This is a genomic window from Flavobacterium sp. ACN6 (assembly GCF_002304005.1).
In the GTDB taxonomy this organism is placed as follows: domain Bacteria; phylum Bacteroidota; class Bacteroidia; order Flavobacteriales; family Flavobacteriaceae; genus Flavobacterium.
In genome coordinates this window covers 1-20,143 of sequence record NZ_MRCQ01000003.1, presented here as the reverse complement: position 1 = coordinate 20,143, position 20,143 = coordinate 1, and the positions used below count along the sequence as shown (strand labels likewise).

The window sequence follows — 20,143 nt, the reverse complement described above, 5'->3', positions numbered from 1 at the left end:
CGTTTATTCGGTTAAACGATTTGAACAAATAAACGATTAAACTTTATGTTGTCAATAATAGATAAATACATCTTAAAAAGATATCTGGGAACTTTCTCTGTTATGCTGCTTTTGTTTGCGCCAATTGGAGTTGTTATTGATGTTTCTGAAAAAGTGAATAAGATGCTGGAAAACAAGATTCCGTTTTGGGATATTGCCTTCTATTATTACAATTTTACGATCTATTTTATTAACTCACTTTTTCCGATATTCCTGTTTTTGTCGGTAATTTGGTTTACGTCAAAACTGGCAAATAATACCGAGATTATTGCGATTTTGAGTTCGGGAATTTCTTTTACCCGTTTCTTGCGTCCTTATATTATTGGGGCAACAATTGTTTCGCTTTTTGTATTGTTAATGGGATTTTTTATTGTGCCTGCGGCGAGTGAAGGATACAATAATTTTAGATATACCTATTTAAAGGGAAATGGAAAAGAGCTCATGCGGGGTGAAAACACCAATGTTTACAGACAAATTAATGATCACGATTTTATATTTGTAAACAGTTTTAATGAAGAATCTAAAACGGCTTTTAATTTTGCATTAGAACATTTCGAAAAAGAAAAATTGACCTATAAAATTACGGCAAGCCGTATTAAATGGGATCCTAAAAAGAAGATTTATATTTTATACGATTACACCAAAAGAACAGTTGGCGAATTGAATGACGTGATCGAAAAATCTCCAGAAAAAAACATCGCTTTTAAGTTTGAACTAGCAGATTTAACACCTGTTGTTTATATAGCAGAAACACTGACTTTAGGTAAATTATACGATTTTATTGAAAAAGAAAGAAAAAGAGGTTCTGGAAATATCAATACCTATTTAGTTGTTCTTTATAAAAAATACAGTGTACCTGTCTCAGCGTTTATTTTAACGATTATTGCGGTTTCGGTTTCTTCTATGAAACGACGCGGCGGAATGGGGACCAACTTAGCAATTGGAATTGCAATTGCTTTCTCATTTGTGTTTTTTGATAAAATATTCGGTACACTTGCCGAAAAATCTACTTTCTCACCTTTATTAGCTGTTTGGTTTCCAAATATTGTTTTCGGAATCTTGGCAGTTTACTTATTACGCAATGCGAAACGATAATTTAAAAAGTTATTTAAATCTTCACTTAATTGTTTTTATCTGGGGTTTTACAGCCATTTTAGGCGCTTTAATTACTATTGACGCGGAAAATCTGGTTTGGTTTAGAATGTTATTGGCAGGGATTTTTCTTGGTGGTTTTATTGTTTTTAAAAAGCAGTCTTTTCAAGTTCCAATCAAAGAATTTTTTAAACTGATTTTTGTTGGATTATTAATTGCACTGCATTGGATTTTCTTTTTCAAGGCAATTCATGTTTCAAATGTTTCCATTACGTTATCCATATTTTCGTTAGGCGCTTTTTTTGCCTCTTTATTGGAACCTTTATTCTACGGACGAAAAGTATTATGGTACGAAGTTTTCTTTGGACTTATTATTATCGCAGGTTTAGGGTTAATTCTTCAAGTAGAAATAAAATATCTTCAAGGTGTTTATTTTGCTTTGGCATCCATAATTTTAGGGGTTTTATTTACCTTGATGAATGGAAAATTAATTGCCGATCATGAACCTTCAGTAATCACATTTTACGAGTTTGGCGCCGGCGTTTTCTTTATTACTATTTACTTTCTTTTTCAAGGAAAATTTACCGCAGATTTCTTCACTATGTCATTGAATAACTGGGTATTGTTGTTAGTGTTGTCTTCAATTTGTACAGCTTATGCTTTTACGGCTTCTGTAAAAGTGATGCAGAAATTAACACCTTACACGGTAATGTTAACTACTAATTTAGAGCCTGTTTACGGAATCGTTTTGGCGTACTTTATATTAGGAGGAAAAGAAAAAATGAGTGTCGAATTTTACATAGGAGCAGTTATAATTATCATAACAGTTATTCTAAATGGTGTTTTCAAACATTATCAGAATAAGAAACAAAACTTGTAATAGTTTACTTATTTTTAAATTGCATTTTTATACTTTAAATAACAATTAACTTCGCCAATGATATAATATTTTTATATTTGCGGTTCGATTTACAAACAAAATTCAAAAATCCATGGAATATTTAGATTTTGAGCTTCCAATTAAAGAACTTGAAGAACAGTTAGAAAAGTGCGTTATTATTGGAAAAGAATCTGACGTTGATGTAACGCCGACTTGCAAGGAAATCAACAAAAAATTAGTAGAGACTAAAAAAGAAATATATAAAAACCTTACTGCTTGGCAGCGTGTACAATTGTCAAGACACCCAAATAGACCTTACACTTTAGATTATATTAAAGCAATTTGTGGAGATACTTTTTTAGAACTTCACGGAGACAGAGGTTTTAAAGATGATAAAGCTATGGTTGGCGGTCTTGGTAAAGTAAACGGACAATCGTTTATGATTATCGGGCAGCAAAAAGGTTTTAATACTAAAACACGTCAATACCGTAATTTTGGTATGGCTAATCCAGAAGGATACCGTAAAGCTTTGCGTTTAATGAAAATGGCAGAGAAATTCGGAATTCCAGTTTTGACTTTAGTAGATACTCCGGGTGCATATCCAGGACTTGAAGCGGAAGAAAGAGGACAGGGAGAAGCTATTGCAAGAAATATTTTCGAAATGGTTCGTCTTCAAGTGCCAATTATTACTATAATTGTTGGTGAAGGTGCTTCAGGTGGAGCTTTAGGAATTGGTGTTGGAGACAAAGTATATATGTTAGAAAATACTTGGTATTCTGTAATTTCTCCAGAATCTTGCTCTTCTATTTTATGGAAAAGCTGGGAATACAAAGAACGTGCAGCAGAAGCATTAAAATTGACTTCTTCTGATATGAAAAAACAAAAATTAGTTGATGATGTGATCCCTGAGCCATTAGGAGGAGCGCACTACGACCGTGAAACAACTTTTAAAACGGTTGCAGAATACATCACTAAAGGATATAATGAATTAAAAGACTTATCAACAGCCGACTTAATTGCCCAAAGAATGGACAAATACAGTAATATGGGCGAGTATAAAGAGTAAATTCATACAAAGAGACTTAAAATCCGAAGCCTTACCGTTTCGGATTTTTTTTTGGTTATGAACAAATCAGGATAATTTATAAACAATTAATAGTTATAACTCGATAGCAGATTTTTTTTAAATTTTGCTACTTTCGCTATATGGAAAATTTCAAAAACTTAAACCCCGTAAAGGTTGACAAAACTACAATTATCAACTTAGAAAAAGGAAAATTGCCACCGCAAGCTCTTGATTTAGAGGAGGCTGTATTGGGAGCAATGATGATTGATAAAAAAGGGGTTGACGATGTAATTGACATTTTGCAGCCCGATGCTTTTTACAAAGATGCACACAAACATATTTTTGAAGCAATTTTACAGCTTTTTACCGAAACGCAGCCAATTGATATCTTAACGGTTTCGTCTCAATTAAAGAAAAATGGAAAACTGGATGTTGCAGGAGGAGATTTTTATCTGATTCAGCTTACGCAGAAAATTGCATCGTCTGCGCATATTGAATTTCACTCTCGTATCATTCTTCAAAAATTTATTCAAAGAAGTTTGATTAGAATTTCTTCAGAAATTATTGAAGAATCGTATGATGAGAGTACAGACGTTTTTGATTTATTGGATAAAGCCGAATCTAAATTATACGAAGTAACACAAGGAAATATCAAGCGTAGTTCTGAAACTGCGCAGAGTTTAGTTTTACAAGCTAAAAAGAAAATTGAAGAGATTTCTAAAAAAGAGGGATTAAGTGGTGTAGAAACTGGTTTTACGAATTTAGACAAACTGACTTCTGGATGGCAGCCGAGTGATTTAATTATTATAGCGGCCAGACCAGCGATGGGAAAGACAGCATTTGTACTTTCTATGGCCAGAAATATTGCGATCCAATTTGGACATGCAGTAGCATTATTCTCTCTAGAGATGGCATCTGTTCAGTTAATTACGAGGCTAATTTCTTCTGAAACAGGATTGTCATCAGAAAAATTGCGTACAGGTAAATTAGAGGCTCATGAATGGACAATGCTAAGTACTAAAGTAAAAGATTTAGAGAAAGCGCCTTTATTTATTGATGATACACCTTCACTTTCTATTTTCGATTTAAGAGCAAAATGCCGTCGTTTAGCGTCGCAGCATGGTATTAAAATTATCATTATAGATTATTTGCAGTTGATGACTGCGGGAGGAAATAATAAAGGAGGAGGAAATCGTGAGCAGGAAATTTCAACAATTTCCCGAAACTTAAAAGCTTTGGCAAAAGAGCTTAACGTTCCGGTTATTGCACTTTCTCAGTTGTCGCGTGCTGTAGAAACGCGTGGTTCTAGTAAACGACCTTTACTATCGGATCTTCGTGAATCTGGAGCAATTGAGCAGGATGCCGATATCGTTTCGTTTTTATATCGTCCAGAATATTACAAAATTGAGGAATGGGATGATGAAGAGGCTTCGCCAACTGCTGGACAGGCTGAAATTATGATTGCAAAACACCGTAATGGTGGTATTGAAAATATTCGTTTGAAATTTTTAGGACACTTAGGAAAATTTGATAATCTAGATGAATTTACGGGCGGTTATGATGATTTGCCGTCAAAAATGAATCATGACGATAATCCGTTTATTACTAATAATCTTCCTTCTGCAAATGAAGCTTTTGGAAGTAATTTGAATGACGACGATGACGACAGCGATGTTCCATTTTAATAAATCATAAAAGCCTTATTTTTAAGGCTTTTTTTATGTTTGGATGTTAATTTTTTTAATTAAAATCAGTAGTTTAGCCAAACCAATTGTAAACTATTAATTTTTTTAAATTATTAACCAATAACAAATTTAAATTATGAATGAAAAATTAAATCTTGGAAGTGTTGAAATACCATTGACCGAAGGTATAGAATGGGCAGACAAATATCGTAAAGACGCTGCAACGGAAGAGGGAAGAAGAAGAAAAAAAGTAGACGGTTACTTAATTCCTTTGGAAACCTTAAAATTAGTAATGGATCAAGATATTGAAGCAGTTCGTGCTTACAAAGGGATCAACAAAGCCGGAGAGCAAACTTTAATATTTGTAGGGGCAAAATGGGATTCTGAAAAGGAAATCTATGTTGACGTTTTCAAGAGTGAAGGCAGCGAAGGCGGCTTAGGAGGCGCACCTATTGTTTACGATGGCGCACGCCCTGTTCCTCCTTATGGAGATCCTGATAGCCCATTAAATCCATAACAATGTTTGATTTAATTATATATTTGACTTACTGCATTTTATTGGCAGACTTTATATTATATACATATAGCTTTTTTCGAGAGAAAAAAGCTAGTGTTTTTTTTGTAAGTTATCTTGCCTTTTGTTGTGTATTGCAATTTTCAATGGAAGTAATGTATCATTTTCGATTGAATAATTTATTTCTCGTCAATATTTTTATCATAGGTCAAATGATATTGCTAGGACTGTTTTATAATTCATTATTCACTTTAAAAAGCCAAAAAAACTTTGTAAAAATAAGCCTGATTGCTGCGCTGGTAATATTAGGAGTTCAATTTGTGATGGATTGGAATCAGTTTTTACGTTTCAATTTGTTTGAGATAACGTTGACTTCTGTTTTAATTGTAGTCTTTGCCCTGATTCATTTTTACAATATGCTTACAGAAACTAGAAAATATTATTACTTCAATATTGGGGTTGTGTTCTATTTACTTACTAGTACGGTATTATTTCTAATTGGTAATTTAACCCATAATTTGAGTAAGGAGTTTAAATTCTTGAGCTGGGAGCTTAATGCAGTATTACTTGTTTTGTATTATTCTATCATTTTATATGAATGGAAATTTAGTTTTGCACCTAAAAAAAAGAAAGATAAATTAGAATTATCTTAAAGTTATGAAAGTAAATTCACTTCCAGAAAAAGAAATTGTTGCGATTATTTTATACACCTCTCTTTTCTTCATGATTGTTGCAGTAGTTTTAATCGTGTTTTTTTACTTTTCTAGAAAAAAAATTATTCAAAAGGAGTTAGAGAAAAAAGATTTGATACTTCAATATCAAAAGGAGCAGTTACATGCCATAATTATTACACAAGAAGAAGAACGAAAAAGAATTGCACAGGATCTTCATGATGATATTAGTTCAAAATTAAATATTGTTTCTTTGAATAGTCATTTACTGACAGCTCCAAACCTTACTGAAGCAGAAACTGCTGAAATAACAGAAAACATCATCAATCTAACGACTAAAGCATTAGATAACTCTAGAAAAATTGCCCATAATTTATTGCCGCCAGTTTTTGAGAAATTTGGTTTAAACGCTGGGATAGAAGAATTATGCGAAGAATTTGAAAGTAGTAAATCTGTAAAAACACATTATAAAAACGAGATCGATTTTGACGATAATGATATCGATCGACATTTACATGTTTTTAGAATTTTACAAGAGCTTATGAATAATTCGCTTCGACATGGAAAAGCAACTGAATTATGGATCTCCTTTGCTAATAAAGATGGGGTTAATATTTGCGATTATGAAGATAATGGAATTGGTTTTGATAGCTCGAATGATGAAAATCAAAAAGGCTTGGGAATGAAAAATATTGACAGCCGTATATCGTTTTTAGAAGGAACTATAAATATTACATCTGAAATAAATAACGGAATTGTAGTGAATTTTACTTTTTAATTTAAAATTTACACTAAAGTAAGGTTTTTAGTCAATAAAATAAGGTGATTTAAGCTTTTTCTAAATCATATTTCGTAAATTCGGCACACCAAACCAAACGACCAAAATCAAAGTAAGATGAATGCTGCTATTAAAATCGCCTTAGTAGATGATGAAATTTTGTTTCGAAAAGGAATTTCTTTTTTACTACAAAGAGAAGAAAATATTGACATCATTTTTGAAGCTTCAAACGGAGATGAACTTATTTCTCTGTTAGAAAAAAACGAAGTAAAACCCGACATCATTATAATGGATTTAAAAATGCCGGTATTAAACGGTGTTGAAGCCACAAAAATTATTAGAAAATCATATCCTGATATTAAGATAATAGCTTTGACTAGTTATGATACAAAATCATTTATAGCCAATATGATTCAGGTAGGTGCCGTTGCTTACTTAATAAAAAATACTACTCCAAAAGATCTTATTCTCACTATCAATGAAGTAGCTTCAAAAGGATTTTATTACAACGAAAGTGTTTTAAAAACAATTCAGGACACAATAGTTTCTCCTAAAAATTCAAAAGGCGGTTTAGAAACTAATTTTCTTTCGCCTCGCGAGGTCGAAATACTGCAGCTGATCTGCCAGCAGAAAACAACTGCGGAAATTGCAGACCATCTTTTTTTAAGTCCGAGAACTATAGAAGGACACCGAAATAATCTGCTCCTTAAAACAGAATCACGAAACATTGCTGGCTTGGTTGTGTATGCGATTCAAAATGATCTAGCGGTTTTAACAATCTAATATAATTATGCTGTCAAAAATTGAATTGACAAAACATAATATAAGATGATTGTGAGCACTAAAACGCATAAACCTATTTTTTGAATTATATTCATACCCTTTTCTTGATTATTACTATCATTAAACTTCATGGCGGTTGTTTTTTTATACATTTGATTAGTTTTATGACCTGGGATAGCAAATGTATATAGAATATTCTGCCATACTATAGGTGTTTTTACCTGTTTTTTTCAATATTGTAAATCAGGTATTTACCCCTGTTTTTACATTTAACATTCTATTAAGTTATAAAAGATTCTAAGCATTCTTTTTTTTGGCTCTTCCTTTATATCTTTACTAAAATAATTTTCGGATGCATAGAAGTTTATTCTACATTTTTATACTATTAATTACATTTAATGCTCGAGCATCGTTTATCTTACTTCCGATGGACGAATCCACGCAGCAAAATCATTTAAAAGCTTACGGCATAACATATTGGTGTTTAAGCAGAGATTATAAAGCAAGCTGGCTTTTAAATTATCGCGGCGGATCTTTCCTGCTGCCGGATGCCGAGGAAATAAGAAAGGAATGTAAAATTAGAGGAGTTAGTTTTGAAGTTATTTCAGACAGTGAACAAGCTTCGATTTTAAACGAAATTTCAAGTCCTTCTCAAAATATGGAATCAGTAATTTTGGAAAAAGCACCAAAAATTGCGGTATACACGCCAAAGGGAAAACAACCTTGGGACGATGCCGTAACACTAGTTTTGACTTATGCCGAAATTCCGTTTACACCAATATATGATGAAGAGGTTTTAAGTGATCAGCTTTTATTATACGATTGGCTTCATCTTCACCATGAAGATTTTACCGGCCAGTACGGAAAATTTTATGCAGCATATAAAAATACGCCTTGGTATATTGATCAAAAAAAGGATGCCGAAGCATTAGCCACAAAATTAGGATATGAAAAAGTATCTCAGGAAAAGGGAGCTGTAGCCAAGAAAATTAGAGATTTTGTTGTTGGCGGCGGATTTATGTTTGCCATGTGTTCTGCAACGGATAGCTTTGATATTGCTCTTGCTGCAGATGGAGTTGATATCTGCGAGACTATGTTTGACGGTGATCCTAGCGAATCAAATTACCAATCGAAATTAAATTATACTAATTCTTTTGCTTTTAAAAACTTTACTTTGGAAAGAAAACCTGAGGTCTACGAATTTTCAGATATCGATATGACGACGAAAAGACGTATTATGATGGATAAAGATTATTTTTCTTTAATGGAATTCTCTGCAAAATGGGATCCAATTCCAAGTATGCTCTGCCAAAATCATACACAATTGGTAAAAGGTTTTATGGGACAGACAACTTCATTTGATACTTCACTGATAAAATCGAACGTATTAATTATGGGAACTTGTGAACTAAATGGCGAGTCAAGATATATTCATGGTGAAAAAGGAAAAGGAATGTTTACCTTTTTTGGAGGACATGATCCAGAAGATTTTCAGCATCAGGTTGGAGATCCGCCAACTGTTTTAGATCTGCATCCTAATTCTCCAGGTTACAGATTGATTCTGAATAATGTATTGTTTCCTGCTGCTCGAAAAAAGAAACTCAAAACCTAGTTTAAAGAGAATTCAAACCAAATCGGAATATGATCAGAAACTTTTCTGGCACTTTGAAGAGAATCAAAATCTTCATAAAATTTAATAACCCCAGAATTAATGATTTTTAAAGTAGAAGTTTTGTAAAATATATTGTCAAACTCAGAGGCAAGACAAATATTATTTTTACACTTTTGTTTTAGGGTAGTTTTTTGATTTTTTAAAACAGAAGCATATCCCATTCCTTTTAATGGATTAAAAACAGAATGTTTCTCTGGGCAATTGAAGTCTCCTAAAAAAATCAAATTTAGACTTGGATATTCGTTTGGTAGAAATTTAAAATATTTGATTTCGGTTTCAGGCTGTTTCTTTTTGGTAATAGCATGAAAATTAACTAGAGTTATCGTTTTTTTATTGATTTCGAAAGTACCAAAATAAGGTTCGCGATCAATTTCTAAGTTATATTTTTTCTCAAGCCACGGCTTATTTTTCAATTTGACTTTATTTGTCTTCCAAATAAAAGCATATCGTTCCGTTTTATAACTGCTGCTCGATGTGGGATCGCTGATGCTGTAGTCCCATTTTGCCCCTTTTTCATTAAGCAAGTCTACTAATTTAGCAACAGACTGAGCGCCGCCGTTTCCAGCAACTACTTCTTGAATGGCAATTATATCGTAAGCAGTAATTTTTTTAGCAATATAATTTAACTCAACAGCAGATTTTGATTTTCCAAAGTTCTCTATATTCCAAGATAAAACTTTGGTTTGTGCAAATGATAAAAGTGTAAATAATAGTAGGAGAGGGCTGAGAACGTTTTTCATGTAAAATTAAAAATGAAGTCAAATATAGTTATTTCCTATATTATTCGTTTCAGGCCTTTCTTGAATTTTTAGTGCTTTTTATATCTGTTTTTTAAGGCAGTACCAATAATTATAATTTGTAAAACTAATAGTGCTGGAATAAAAATTATTTTCCAATCAATTTCCAGCCAGCCTGTTTTTTCAGAAACAAAAGCAAAGCTTATCGATAAAAAAAGACAAAGAAACATTGTTTTCATAATAATTTTATTTTGGATTGTGTTAATTTTTGTAAATACAAAAATTGCTTTATTTTTTGGTCTCATTTGGTTAATAGGTTTTACAAATTTAAAACTATCAAACATGCAATCCTTACGGGATTCCGTAAAGCCATTAAATTAAACTAGGCCAAAATCTTTCGCGATAGCAATTAAATGGACATTATTATTAGCTTTAAAATATATTTTTAATTTATTTATTCTTTTCTCAATACTGCTCGTTCCGTTTGGAGTGATAGACAGATCTTTAAATTCTTTTGAAATGCTCTCTAAAATATACCCCTGCGACAGAAGTTTTAAAATAGAAATATCATACGATTCGATTTCAATTAAAGCCTTATCATTAAAACTGAAAGACAAATCAGATGAAAGTACTTTTTCCTCGTTTTTATACGTGCTTTCAATAGCATTTTTTAATTCTGTAATGCTGTTTCTTCCTTTAGAAACATATGCATTAATACCCAATTCATTAAAAAGAGTTTTAATTCTATAGCTTTTATCTTCTATCGAAAAAACAATTTTTTTTATTGCAGGCTGAACAGTGTTTACGGCTTCAATTAATTCATCTCCACAAGTTAAGTTTGCTTTTCTGTGATCCAGTTTAAAAGATAAATCAGTAATTAATAAATCATAGGGTTCTTTTTCAAACAGCGCTTTTTTTACTTTGAGTAAACCTTCATCACAATATTTTACATGATCAATCACTGGGATGTTAAGCTCTTCAAGAACTTGGATCACAGCAATACTGATACTGTCTAAATCTTCGGCAACCAAAACTTTTTTAAACATATTATTTAATCTTATATAGGAAATGTGAAACTTAATTTAAAACCTCTTTCTAAACTTTTGTCAAAATTAATAGTTCCTTTTATTGTTTTAATACGGTTTTCCACATTTTGTAGTCTTTTTTCTAAAATAATATTTTTAGAAGTAATTTCATTACTGTTATCGGTGTACGAAACAGCTAGATTTTTATGGGTTGTTTTTACTATTATGCTTACTAAACTCGAGCTGTTAAATTTTTTCATGTTAAACAATAATTCTTGTAAAACGCGGTAAAGTATTATCTTCTTGTTTTTGTTAATTGCATCCCAAGCGATTGTATCAAAACCGTTTAATAATATATTTACATCTTCTGTTTTATATTCTGAAATCATTTCTTTCAAAGCAGAAACATATCTATAATCGATAGGGATTTTGCTGTTTTCTCTTGAAATGTTTCTCGTTTTTAAATAAATATTATTGAGCTTATCCAATAGTTTTTCCTTATTTTCTTTATCCTCTAGATCATTATCTTCAGCAAATAATAAAGTTTGAAAAACATCTGAATTAAGTTCATTGTGCAGTTTGTTGGAAATTCTCATTTCACTTTTAAAAATGGCATCATCTTTTTCTCGTTTACTTTTAGAAGTGATATGAAATATTAAAAAAAGTAATATTAAAACACTTAAAGATATTATTACATACGAAATGTAACTTCTATTTTTTTGTCTTTGCAGCTGTAAATCGTTCTCTGCTTTTTGAGTTTTAAGTTCGAGATTTTCTTCTTTATCTTTTTTGAAAAGAAATTTTATGGTAGAAGATTGATTTTTGGTTCTTTTATGGGCGTCATGTATGCTGTCAGTTAACTTAAGATAAATTTTTACATATTTTTTTAGATTTTCACCATCCTCAGCTTCAATTACCTCGCCCAAAGAATTTATTTGATTGGATATTGAATTTGCTTTACATGCAGAAATATATCCATTCATCGCATGATATTTCTTTAATTCAGGATTATTGTATTTTTTGTAATACAAATAAAGAGCATGATAACAACCAATTAATTCAAAATTATCATTTGTTTTAAGAGTTATTTCCAGACTTTTAGTAAGATTATCCAAAGCTTGTTTTTCATGATTTCCTAAACGTAGATAGCAAAGCCCAAGATTATACAATACTGCCGAATATTGAATTTCGGAATTTACAGCATCGGTTTTATCTTCGGTTTTTTTCTTAGCTAATGGTTCTAGTAAATTTATCGCTTCCAAATATTTTTTTTGCTGCATATAAATGAAGGCAATATCACATTTAATTTGTGCTTTTCTAAATTGAGATATGGCAATTTTTAATGCTTTTTTATGATACAATAGCGCATTGTCGTTATCATAAGTATTATAATAGTTATTAGCTGTTATGTTATACACGATTTGAGAGAGCCTTGGTTTTGATGTATATTTTAAATACGGAAGTGTTTTTGTGAGTATATTTTCGCTGCCATAATAATCACCACTTCTTTGCAGAATAAACCCTATTTGTGATAATGAATAAACATATTGATTTGCGTAATCTATTTTAGGATTGCAAAGCAATTGAGCCTTATTAAAATAAAAAATTGCACTGTCATATTCTGAGACATGATTTAGGCTGTCTCCTTTTTTTACCATTTTGTATATAGCAGTGGTATTATCTGTGTTCTTAATATAGATTTGTTTTTTTTTATCGCAGGATAATATTGACAAAACCACAGCTAACAGCGTAAAGCAGTTTAATATAAGACTAGCTTGAAGATAAGAAAATATATTTTTCATCTTACAAAGGAAATTTAATAAACACCTTAAATCCTTTTCCTAAATCAGATTCGATATTGATTTTACCTTTTATGGCAAGAATCCTATTCTCAATATTATGCAGTCCATTTTTTAAAACCATTTTGGTAACATCAATTCCTTTACCGTTATCAGTGTAATTGATTGTAATGTCCTTGTTCGTCTCTTTAAAAATAATGGCAACCAAACTGGCTTCACTGTGTTTCTTCATGTTTACCAGTAACTCCTGTATCGCCCTGTAAATTGCTGTTTTCTTTGCTTTATCTATTTCATGCCAGGAAATTGTATCCAAGCCATTAATTAAAAGATTTATATTTGGAGTATTAAACCCAGAAATCATTTCTTTAATTGATAAAACATAATTTCCATCTGTACTAATTGTACAGTTTTCTCTAGCGATATCTCTTGTTCTGGAATAAATAGTGTCTAAACTATTTAATAACTGTTCCTTGTTTTCAAGTAAAGACAAGTTTTTGTTTTCAGCAAAAGCCATTGTATGGTAAATATCATTTGCTAATTCATCATGAAGTTTTTTAGAAATTCTTGTTTCGCTGTTATAAGCGGCTTCAATTTTGTCACGATTTGCTTTAGAGGTTAAATAATAATATAGAATTAATATCAGACACAAACTCAAGATAACTATAATGTATGAGATAATATTTCTATTTTTTTGTCTCTCGAGATCCAATTCATTTTCTGCCTTGTGAGCTTTAAGCTTTAAATTTTCTTCTTTTTCACGTTTAGAGTCATACTTAATTTTTGCAAATTGATTTTTAGCTTTCTGTCTTACTTCATCAATGCTGTCTGATAATGCAATGTAAAGATTTGAGTACTCTTTTAATTCATTATTATTGCTGTTGTTAATTATCATTTTTAGGGCTGAAAGCCTGCCGTCGATATAGTTGATTTTACTATATTCTTTATAGCTTAAAAGAATGTATTTTTTAGATAAAGAAAGATCTCTTTGTTGATAGAATTCAGCTAGATGCATGTAGCTTTTTCCCAAGCCGAAAGGATTTTGAGCATCCTGCCTTACTTCTAAAGCTCTATTCATATACTCCAATCCTTTTTTAGGAGCGTCTATTTTAAAATAACAAAAACCAATGTTGTCCAATAAAGAACCGTAAATATCCTTGTCTTTAACTATTTCATCTTTTGTTTCTAAAGGAAGAAAAATAGTAAGCGCTTCGTAATATTTTTTTTCTTGAATAAGAGCAACTCCGATATTATTTTTAGCTGCCAGCTTTCTCCAGTTTTTTGTGTCTAATTGTAAAGCTTTTTCATTATATAATATAGCGCTCTTGTAATCGTATGTATCCAAGTAGTTAACGCTTAGCGTAACATATAAGTTCCAGGTATGAAGTTTGTTTTTTACATATTTTGCGTAAGGCAGTGCCTTTGTAATTGTGGCTTCGCTTCCTGCAAAATCTCCGTGAGTCTGCTGGATAATCGCCATTCGGTTTAAAGTACTGATATAGTTTTCAGCATCCTTAATTGGAGAGCAGACAAAAATTGCTTCATTGTAATAGTAAAACGCACTGTCAAATTTATTGTTGTCAAACAAAGTGTCAGCCACAGCTATTAGTTTGTCGGCTTTAGCTTTGTTGTAGGCTTCTTTTTTGTTAGGAGAATTTCTCTTTTGGCAAGATAAAAGCGTTAATAATATGACAATTACATAAAATAATATTTGCGCTCTTTTTGGTATCATGCGCCAAAAATAAATATTTCTGGAAATCTCAAAAGAGTATAAATACGGTATTTTCAATTATTTTCAAATAGCGTTTTTTTTGATTCTCATTTAGAGCTAAATACAAAAAGCCCTTTTAAACAAAGGGCTTTTGAATGATTGAAGCTTGTAAAAATCTCCTTATAAAATTTAAACGGCTCTCAGTCCAGTTGTAATTGCAAGTCTGTTCCAAGAGTTGATTGTAATAATTGCTAAAATGATTTCAGCTAGATATTTTTCATCAAATAAATTCGCTGCATTTTGATAAACTTCATCAGAAACATGGTTGCTTATTGAAGTCACCTGTTCTGTTAAAGCCAAAATTGCTTTTTCATCTTCTGTATAAACATCAGCTTCGCGCCAAGCACTTGTTAAGTATATTCTTTGTTCAGAAATTCCATGCTTTCTAGCATCAGCAGTATGCATATTAATACAAAATGCACAACCGTTAATTTGTGATGCACGAATTTTAATTAATTCTTTATGAACCGCAGTTAATGAAGTTGTAGAAATATATTTTTCTAAGTTCATTAAAGCTTGATAAGCTTCTGGAGCAACGTTCGGGATAACAATTCTTGATTTCATTTTTATATGTTTTAAAAGTTCATTACAAAGGTCAGTAATGTATACTCTTAAAAACTTGAACTACTTCAAGAAATTCAATCACACTTTTCCAGCTCTTATTTTACTCATAAATTCTGCCGAAAAATCCAAATAGGAGGCAAGCATATATTGCGGAACACGCTGGACAAAATCCGGTTGTTGGTTTTTGAAGTGATTATATCGTTCTTCTGCAGACATTGTAAACAAAAATTTAATTCGCATCTGAGCGGCGCCAAATGCTTTTTGAGCAACAATTCTAAAATACTTTTCAAGATTTGGAATCTGAACCAGTACAGATTCTAAAACCGTTTTATCAATTGCAATCACTTCTGTCGTTTCAACTGCTTGAATATAAAAATGAGATGGAGTATGGTTATGATAACTTAAATAATCTGTTATCCACCAATTTTCAACAGCAAATTGTAATGTTTGTTCCGTTCCTTTTGGGTTAATGATATATTGACGCATACAGCCTTTTACAATAAAGTACATCGTATTGCAGACCTGTCCTTCTTGTAATACGAGACTCTTTTTCTTAATCTGTGTTGTAGTTAAACAGGATTCGAGTATGTCAATTTCTGATGGCTCAAGTGGAACAAACTTTTGAATATGGTCTAAAATTGCATTATGCATTTCATTGATAGTTTTAAGTAAATTTACTTTAATTATTTTAATTCGTAAACTAATAGAATTGTTGTAATCTCCATAAAAACAAAAAACCATTCGAATAAACGAATGGTTTTTTTATGATAAGTAAGTAATCTAAATTGAGTTTATAAAACGTTTATTTTACTTTATTAAGTATTGCTTTGAAAGCTTCTGGGTGGTTCATAGCTAAATCTGCAAGAACTTTACGGTTCAATTCGATTCCGTTAGCTTTAACTTTCCCCATGAATTGAGAATAAGACATTCCTTCTAATCTAGCTCCAGCGTTGATACGTTGAATCCATAATGAACGGAAATTTCTTTTATTCTGTTTTCTGTCACGGTAAGCATAGCTCATTGCTTTCTCTACCGCGTTCTTAGCAACTGTCCAAACGTTTTTACGTCTACCAAAGAAACCTTTGGCTTGCTTCATTATTTTTTTTCTTCTTGCTCTTTTAGCAACTGAATTTACCGATCTTGGCATAATTTTAATGTGTTTTTGTAGCAGGCGTCCTGAATTGAATCAAAGGAACTTGAAAGCCGTACTCCAAGGTTATATAAATATTTTTTTAACCTAAAGAAAATCTTTAGTCAAAGGTTTAAAAGTCAAATGTCAAAAGTTTACAACTTTGCGACTTATAAGACTTTACAACTTTAAACTTATATTAGATAATTCTTAATTGTTGTTTGATGCTTTTCATATCTGTAGAGTGAACTAGCGCTGAGTGTGTCAAAGCTAATTTACGTTTTTTAGATTTTTTAGTCAAGATGTGACTTTTAAAAGCATGCTTTCTTTTAATCTTTCCAGAGCCAGTAACTTTAAAACGTTTCTTAGCGCTAGATTTTGTTTTCATTTTAGGCATTTTTCCTAGTGTTTTAATTTATTCTTACTTACTTATATTTTCAAAAGCTTTAGGCTTTAGGCTTTAAGCTTTAAGCAAAGATTTACAATAACGTTTGCTTAAAGCTTAAAGCTTACTGCTTATAGCAAATAATTATTTTTTCTTCTTCGGAGCAATGAACATAATCATTCTCTTACCTTCTAAAACAGGCATAGCTTCAACTTTACCGTGCTCTTCTAAATCTGTAGCCAAACGTAATAATAAAATCTGACCTTGATCTTTGTAAATGATAGAACGTCCTTTAAAGAAAACGAAAGCTTTTAATTTAGCTCCCTCTTTTAAGAATTTTTCAGCGTTCTTTCTTTTGAACTCATAATCATGCTCGTCAGTTTGAGGACCAAAACGAATCTCTTTTACCACAACTTGAGAAGATTTAGCTTTTAATGCTTTGTCTCTTTTCTTTTGTTCGTAAACAAATTTCTTGTAGTCCATGATTTTACAAACCGGCGGCTCAGCGTTTGGCGAAATCTCAACCAAATCCAATTCAAACTGATCTGCTAGACGCAAAGCCTCTGCAAGCTTAAATACACCTGGTTCGATGTTCTCGCCTACTAACCTTACTTCTTGTACTCCACGAATATTGTTATTTATTCTGTGTGCATCTTTTTTTTCTACTCGAGGTTGAAAACCTCTGTTGCTTCTTATTGCTATGACTTTCTAATTTAAGTTAAACTGTAAATACTTTTAATGTCTTTTTTATTTCTTCGTCTACAATCGAAGCAAATTCTTCGATTGAAACTGTAATATTACCTTTTCCTTCTTGTCCGTGACGACGAATAGAAATAGTACCGTTTTTCTCTTCTTCCTCACCCACGATAAGCATAAATGGAATTTTCTGCATCTCTGCATCTCTAATTTTCTTACCGATAGTTTCATTTCGGTTGTCAATTAGGGCGCGAATTTCGTGATTTTCTAGCAAATCTAAAACTTTTTTAGCATAATTTTCGTATTTCTCACTCAAAGACAAGATTATAGCCTGTTCTGGCATTAACCAAAGTGGGAAATTTCCTGCTGTATGCTCTAATAAAATTGCGATAAAACGTTCCATAGATCCAAAAGGAGCTCTGTGAATCATAACTGGTCGATGTAATTCATTATCAGCACCTTTATATGTCAATTCAAAACGTTCTGGTAAATTGTAATCAACCTGAATAGTTCCTAACTGCCATTGTCTTCCCAAAGCATCTTTAACCATAAAGTCAAGCTTTGGTCCGTAGAATGCAGCTTCGCCGTATTCTACAACAGTATTAAGACCTTTGTCTCTTGCTGCATTAATAATAGCATTTTCAGCTTTTTCCCAGTTTTCATCTGTACCAATATATTTCTCTCTGTCTTCTTGATCTCTCAACGAGATTTGAGCAGTAAAGTTTTCAAAACCTAAAGAACCAAATACATACAATACAAGGTCAATTACTTTTTTGAATTCCTCATCCAATTGCTCTGGAGTACAGAAAATATGCGCATCATCCTGAGTAAAACCTCTAACACGAGTCAAGCCATGTAACTCACCAGATTGCTCATATCTATATACAGTACCAAATTCAGCATAACGCTTAGGTAAATCTTTATATGACCAAGGTCTTACATTGTAAATTTCACAGTGGTGAGGGCAGTTCATTGGTTTCAATAAAAATTCTTCACCTTCCGCTGGAGTATGTATTGGCTGAAAACTATCAGCACCATATTTCGCATAATGTCCAGAAGTAACATAAAGTTCTTTCTGACCAATATGTGGAGTTACAACCTGTTCATATCCTGCTTTCTTTTGAGCTCTTTTCAAAAACTGCTCCAAACGATCTCTAAGTGCAGCTCCTTTCGGTAACCATAAAGGTAAACCTTGACCTACTTTCTGAGAGAAAGCAAACAATTCAAGTTCTTTTCCTAATTTACGGTGATCACGACGTTTTGCTTCTTCAAGAAGTTCAAGGTACTCCGTTAAATCTTTTTGTTTAGGGAAAGATGTTCCGTAAACACGAGTCAGCTGTTTGTTCTTTTCATCCCCTCTCCAGTAAGCACCAGCAACGCTCATAACTTTCATAGCCTTGATGATTCCAGTATTCGGAATATGTCCACCACGGCATAAATCTGTAAAAGTAGCATGATCGCAAAAAGTAATAGTCCCGTCTTCAAGATTAGAAATCAATTCAGTCTTGTAAACATTGTCTTTGTACATTTCTAATGCATCTGCTTTGCTTACAGGACGCATTTTAAATTCATGCTTCCCTCTCGAAATTTCAAGAACACGATCTTCGATCTTTTTAAAGTCAGCCTCAGAAATTTTCTGATCACCAAAATCTACGTCGTAATAAAACCCATTAGCAATTGCAGGTCCAAGAGTTAATTTAATTCCTGGGTATAATTCCTCAAGGGCCTGAGCCATTACATGCGAAGTCGAATGCCAGAAAGCTTTTTTACCTTCAGCATCATTCCAAGTATATAAAATAAGATTACCGTCGGTCGTTAATGGAGTTTCGGTTTCAATAGTTGTACCATTAAAAGATGCAGAAATAACATTTCTTGCAAAACCTTCGCTAATGTTTTTAGCGACCTCCATTGGAGTTACGCTCGAAGCGAACTCTCTAATTGACCCATCGGGTAAAGTAATCTTGATCATTGTTTATAATTTTGTGAATGCAAATATACATGATTACTAAAATACATACAATATATATATGTAGAAGATTATTTTATTATCTAAGTACTGGAGGCTGCTACCATATTAGGAATAGATTTGATCAACCCAACCCGACAGGTTTTGAAACCTGTCGGGTTTACTTTTGTATATACCTATATATATGTATAGAATTAATTTTAATTAAAATCCAATTTTCCGTAGAAACACACAGCAGTGCGTCTTATGCATTACGCAGGTATTATTTAAAATCTTATTTGTTAATCTGACTTTCCAAGAAAAATGTAAAGTCATGTCAGGCTGAGCGAAGCCGAAGCCTATTTAATGACAAAGGAAGTTTTTAGAATTCAAATACCGTTTGTCAGGCTGAGCGAAGTCGAAGCCCGCGTCCAATATCCCACAATCCAAGAAAATTGGAATTTGGGTTTTAAAAAATTGGAATTTATTTTTAATTCGGGGCTAGGGCAGTAGTTTTCAAAAGAAGGAAAGGGGGAAAAGAGGAGATGAATATCAAAAAAGTACCTTCAAGAATATAAAATTGACAAAACAGGCATTTCAAACAGTATTAAAAATGCAGAAAAGATAGTGTAAATAAGAAAAAACCTAGGATATAAAGAAAAAATTAGTTTTGTAAATAAGCAGTTATCAGAGTGTTAAGAAAAAAGCGTTTAAAACATGGAAAAAATATAAAAAAAAGGCTTGTAAATGTAAATAAAGGTGGTACTTTTGCACCCGCAACAACGACAAACGTTCACTGAAACACTGACAGGCATTGAATTTTAAACTGAAAAGTTTTTTCAAAAAAAGATTCAAAAAAGCTTGTGATATTTGAAAACGGATGTTACATTTGCACCCCGCAAACAGGGAAAGTTC

20 protein-coding genes are annotated in these 20,143 nt (G+C 32.0%); 9 read left to right on the top strand and 11 right to left on the bottom strand.

The window, feature by feature from the left end; genetic code table 11:
* Positions 1 to 45: 45 nt before the first annotated feature.
* From BSF42_RS05350 to BSF42_RS05310, 9 genes are all read left to right on the top strand, one after another.
* Positions 46 to 1,134 (top strand): LptF/LptG family permease, encoded by a 1,089-nt coding sequence (locus tag BSF42_RS05350; RefSeq protein ID WP_095952094.1) that lies wholly within the window; start codon positions 46 to 48, stop codon positions 1,132 to 1,134.
* Complete coding sequence (locus BSF42_RS05345) at positions 1,121 to 2,011, top strand: DMT family transporter (protein ID WP_095952093.1); 891 nt, start codon at positions 1,121 to 1,123, stop codon at positions 2,009 to 2,011. Before BSF42_RS05350 ends, BSF42_RS05345 begins: the two co-directional genes overlap by 14 nt.
* A 112-nt stretch (positions 2,012 to 2,123) precedes the next feature.
* Positions 2,124 to 3,077 (top strand): acetyl-CoA carboxylase carboxyltransferase subunit alpha, encoded by a 954-nt coding sequence (locus BSF42_RS05340; protein WP_095952092.1) that lies wholly within the window; start codon positions 2,124 to 2,126, stop codon positions 3,075 to 3,077.
* Between the two features lie 140 nt (positions 3,078 to 3,217).
* A complete protein-coding gene (gene dnaB / locus BSF42_RS05335) occupies positions 3,218 to 4,762 on the top strand; it encodes a replicative DNA helicase (protein WP_095952091.1) in 1,545 nt (514 codons plus the stop codon).
* 136 nt (positions 4,763 to 4,898) lie between these two features.
* Complete coding sequence (locus tag BSF42_RS05330; RefSeq protein WP_095952090.1) at positions 4,899 to 5,279, top strand: hypothetical protein; 381 nt, start codon at positions 4,899 to 4,901, stop codon at positions 5,277 to 5,279.
* Between the two features lie 209 nt (positions 5,280 to 5,488).
* A complete protein-coding gene (locus tag BSF42_RS05325) occupies positions 5,489 to 5,929 on the top strand; it encodes a hypothetical protein (RefSeq protein ID WP_253250987.1) in 441 nt (146 codons plus the stop codon).
* Positions 5,930 to 5,933: 4 nt separating this feature from the next.
* Positions 5,934 to 6,725: a sensor histidine kinase gene (locus tag BSF42_RS05320; protein ID WP_095952088.1), complete on the top strand. Its 792-nt coding sequence runs from the start codon at positions 5,934 to 5,936 to the stop codon at positions 6,723 to 6,725.
* A gap of 117 nt (positions 6,726 to 6,842) precedes the next feature.
* On the top strand, positions 6,843 to 7,508 hold the full coding sequence (locus BSF42_RS05315; protein ID WP_095952087.1) for a response regulator transcription factor: 666 nt from the start codon (positions 6,843 to 6,845) through the stop codon (positions 7,506 to 7,508).
* Positions 7,509 to 7,860: 352 nt separating this feature from the next.
* A complete protein-coding gene (locus tag BSF42_RS05310; protein ID WP_095952086.1) occupies positions 7,861 to 9,120 on the top strand; it encodes an asparagine synthetase B in 1,260 nt (419 codons plus the stop codon).
* Here the strand turns inward: BSF42_RS05310 and BSF42_RS05305 are convergent.
* From BSF42_RS05305 to thrS, 11 genes are all read right to left on the bottom strand, one after another.
* Positions 9,117 to 9,920 (bottom strand): endonuclease/exonuclease/phosphatase family protein, encoded by an 804-nt coding sequence (locus tag BSF42_RS05305; RefSeq protein WP_095952085.1) that lies wholly within the window; start codon positions 9,918 to 9,920, stop codon positions 9,117 to 9,119. The genes BSF42_RS05310 and BSF42_RS05305 overlap by 4 nt on opposite strands.
* 68 nt (positions 9,921 to 9,988) lie before the next feature.
* A complete protein-coding gene (locus tag BSF42_RS22625; protein ID WP_162789231.1) occupies positions 9,989 to 10,156 on the bottom strand; it encodes a hypothetical protein in 168 nt (55 codons plus the stop codon).
* A gap of 138 nt (positions 10,157 to 10,294) precedes the next feature.
* Positions 10,295 to 10,963 carry a response regulator transcription factor gene (locus BSF42_RS05295; protein WP_095952083.1) on the bottom strand — a complete coding sequence of 223 codons (669 nt, stop codon included), beginning with the start codon at positions 10,961 to 10,963 and terminating at the stop codon, positions 10,295 to 10,297.
* Between the two features lie 11 nt (positions 10,964 to 10,974).
* Positions 10,975 to 12,744: a hypothetical protein gene (locus BSF42_RS05290; protein ID WP_095952082.1), complete on the bottom strand. Its 1,770-nt coding sequence runs from the start codon at positions 12,742 to 12,744 to the stop codon at positions 10,975 to 10,977.
* A gap of 1 nt (position 12,745) precedes the next feature.
* On the bottom strand, positions 12,746 to 14,470 hold the full coding sequence (locus BSF42_RS05285) for an ATP-binding protein (protein ID WP_095952081.1): 1,725 nt from the start codon (positions 14,468 to 14,470) through the stop codon (positions 12,746 to 12,748).
* Positions 14,471 to 14,638: 168 nt separating this feature from the next.
* Positions 14,639 to 15,073: a carboxymuconolactone decarboxylase family protein gene (locus BSF42_RS05280; RefSeq protein WP_095952080.1), complete on the bottom strand. Its 435-nt coding sequence runs from the start codon at positions 15,071 to 15,073 to the stop codon at positions 14,639 to 14,641.
* 78 nt (positions 15,074 to 15,151) lie between these two features.
* Positions 15,152 to 15,724, bottom strand: a complete 573-nt coding sequence (locus tag BSF42_RS05275) for a Crp/Fnr family transcriptional regulator (protein WP_095952422.1) — start codon at positions 15,722 to 15,724, stop codon at positions 15,152 to 15,154.
* 151 nt (positions 15,725 to 15,875) lie between these two features.
* Positions 15,876 to 16,220 carry a 50S ribosomal protein L20 gene (gene rplT / locus BSF42_RS05270; RefSeq protein ID WP_008464948.1) on the bottom strand — a complete coding sequence of 115 codons (345 nt, stop codon included), beginning with the start codon at positions 16,218 to 16,220 and terminating at the stop codon, positions 15,876 to 15,878.
* A gap of 181 nt (positions 16,221 to 16,401) precedes the next feature.
* Positions 16,402 to 16,599 (bottom strand): 50S ribosomal protein L35, encoded by a 198-nt coding sequence (gene rpmI / locus BSF42_RS05265; RefSeq protein ID WP_007810722.1) that lies wholly within the window; start codon positions 16,597 to 16,599, stop codon positions 16,402 to 16,404.
* Between the two features lie 132 nt (positions 16,600 to 16,731).
* On the bottom strand, positions 16,732 to 17,283 hold the full coding sequence (gene infC / locus BSF42_RS05260) for a translation initiation factor IF-3 (protein WP_095952079.1): 552 nt from the start codon (positions 17,281 to 17,283) through the stop codon (positions 16,732 to 16,734).
* A gap of 22 nt (positions 17,284 to 17,305) precedes the next feature.
* The gene (thrS, locus tag BSF42_RS05255; protein ID WP_095952078.1) at positions 17,306 to 19,252 is read right to left on the bottom strand and encodes a threonine--tRNA ligase; all 1,947 of its coding nucleotides are present in this window, start codon (positions 19,250 to 19,252) and stop codon (positions 17,306 to 17,308) included.
* Positions 19,253 to 20,143: the final 891 nt, after the last annotated feature.